The following is a 2,077-nucleotide window of genomic DNA, read 5'->3' on the forward strand; positions in this document are numbered from 1 at the left end:
GGCAGCCGCTCCTCCGCGGGCTGGAAGATGACGCGGACCGTGCCGTGGGCCCGCTCGCCGGCCGCGCGCAGGTCGGCGTCGGCGGTGGCCCCGCGGAGGATGCGGCCGAGGGCGACGGCCACCCCCGCCATGACGGCGGTGTGCATGTCGTGGCCGCACGCGTGCGCGACGCCGTCATTGACGGACACGTAGGGCAGGCCGGTCTCCTCCTCGACTGGCAGCGCGTCGATGTCGGCGCGCAGGGCCAGCACCACCGGCCCCTCCCCGACGTCCACGTAGGCGCCCGTGGACTCCATCCGCACGGGCGAGAGCCCGTAGCCGGCGAGCAGCTCCACGATGCGGTCGGTGGTGCGGTACTCCTCATAGGAGAGCTCGGGATGCCGGTGCAGGTCCCGGCGGAAGGACACGATCTCGTCCTCGAGCTCGGCCACCACGGGGCCCACCGAGGGGACGGAGGTCGGACGGGGCCCGGTCAGCACGGAGTCGGAGGTGGTCATGGCCCAGCACCCTACTCCGGGGGTGCCGGTCGGTGCGGGCCGGACCCGGCCGGGGACGCGGTCAGAGGACCTCGTCCACGCCCTCGGCCTTGAGCGCCTCGACGGCCTTCTTGACCTCCTGGGCGTGCTCCGTGGTGGTGACCAGCAGCGCGTCCTCGGTGTCCACCACGACGACGTCCTCGATGCCGATCAAGGCGATGACGCGCTTCGTGTCCGTCACCACGACGCCGGACGCGTCGTCCGAGTACACGCGCGGGGTGTCCCCGATCACCGTGATGCCGGAGGCGTCCTTGACCGGGTTCAGGCGGGCGATCGCCGCGAAGTCCCCCACGTCGTCCCACGTGAAGGAGCCGGGGATCACGGCCACGTCGCCGACGGCGGCGGCGGGCTCGGCCACGGCGTAGTCGATGGCGGTCTTCGTCAGCTCGGGCCACACCCGGGCCATGACCTCGTCCCGCTCCGGCGTCTCCCACGCGCGGGCGATCTCCATCAGGCCGGCGTGCAGCGCGGGCTCGTTCTCCTCGAGGTGGGCCAGCATGAGGCCCACGGGCGCCACGAACATGCCCGCGTTCCAGAGGTAGCGGCCGGACTTCACGTACTGCTGGGCGACCTTCAGGTCCGGCTTCTCCACGAACGCGGCGACGTCGTGCGCGTCCGGGGCGCCGGCCACGCGGAGGCGGCGGCCCCGGCGGATGTAGCCGAAGCCCGTGGCCGCGTGCGTGGGCTCGATGCCGATGGTCACGATCCGGCCGGTGGCCGCCGTCTCGACGGCCTGCCGCACCGCGTCCTGGAAGACCTCCACCGGGGAGATCACCTGATCCGCTGCGAACGAGCCCATGATCGTGTCCGGGTCACGCAGGGAGAGGATCGCCGCGGCCAGGCCGATGGCGGCCGCGGAGTCCTTCGGCGAAGGCTCGAGCACCAGATCCGTCTCCGCCAGGTCCGGCAGCTGCGTGCACACCGCCGCGCGATGGGCCTCCCCGGTCACCACGAGCATGCCCGCGGCCAGGGGTGCCAGACGGTCCCACGTGGCGCGGATCAGGGTTTGGCCCGAGCCGGTGAGGTCGTGGAGGAACTTCGGCGCGGCGGCCCGCGAGAGGGGCCACAGGCGGGTGCCCACGCCCCCGGCGGGGATCACGGCGTGGAAGCGGGACAGGGCCGTGCCCGGCGCGGCCTCGCGCGGGGCATCGGTCAGGTTCGGATCGGTGCTCACCGGGCCAGACTACGGAACCGTCCGGACAGCGGACCACTCGACGCGCCCAGGCGGGGCACAGCCCACACCGAGCAGGACGGCGGCGGGGCCCCGCGCGCGTCACAGTGGCCGCCCCGGTCCCCGATCGGGCACGGAGGCGCGGGAAGGGTCTACCCTAGGCGGAGGAATCCACTCGCACACGCCCCTGCCCGTCGTCGTCCCACGGCGGAGGACCGGGATCGTGCATTCCCCCTGGAGGTATCAACCGTGTCTAGCGCCACTGCGCAGGCCCCGGCCAAGAACGGCCGCGGAACCCTGTACCGGGGCCACGGCGGCATGTGGTCCTGGGTGGGCCACCGCGTCACCGGCGTCGTCATCTTCTTCTACC

The 2,077-nt window shown here is 73.3% G+C and carries 2 protein-coding genes and 1 pseudogene; 1 reads left to right on the forward strand and 2 read right to left on the reverse strand.

The window, feature by feature from the left end; all coding sequences use genetic code 11:
- Both AB0N07_RS50430 and AB0N07_RS50435 read right to left on the reverse strand, forming a co-directional pair.
- The coding region (locus tag AB0N07_RS50430; RefSeq protein ID WP_365847662.1) for a M20/M25/M40 family metallo-hydrolase at positions 1 to 497 on the reverse strand (497 nt) is incomplete at its 3' end.
- 61 nt (positions 498 to 558) lie between these two features.
- Entirely contained in the window at positions 559 to 1,710 is a 1,152-nt protein-coding gene (locus AB0N07_RS50435; RefSeq protein ID WP_350749727.1) for a mannose-1-phosphate guanylyltransferase, read from the reverse strand.
- Positions 1,711 to 1,956: 246 nt separating this feature from the next.
- Here AB0N07_RS50435 and AB0N07_RS50440 point away from each other — a divergent pair.
- A pseudogene (locus tag AB0N07_RS50440) lies at positions 1,957 to 2,077 on the forward strand (succinate dehydrogenase, cytochrome b556 subunit); the annotation flags it as partial.

Source organism: Streptomyces sp. NPDC051172, assembly GCF_040682555.1.
GTDB lineage: Bacteria > Actinomycetota > Actinomycetes > Streptomycetales > Streptomycetaceae > Streptomyces.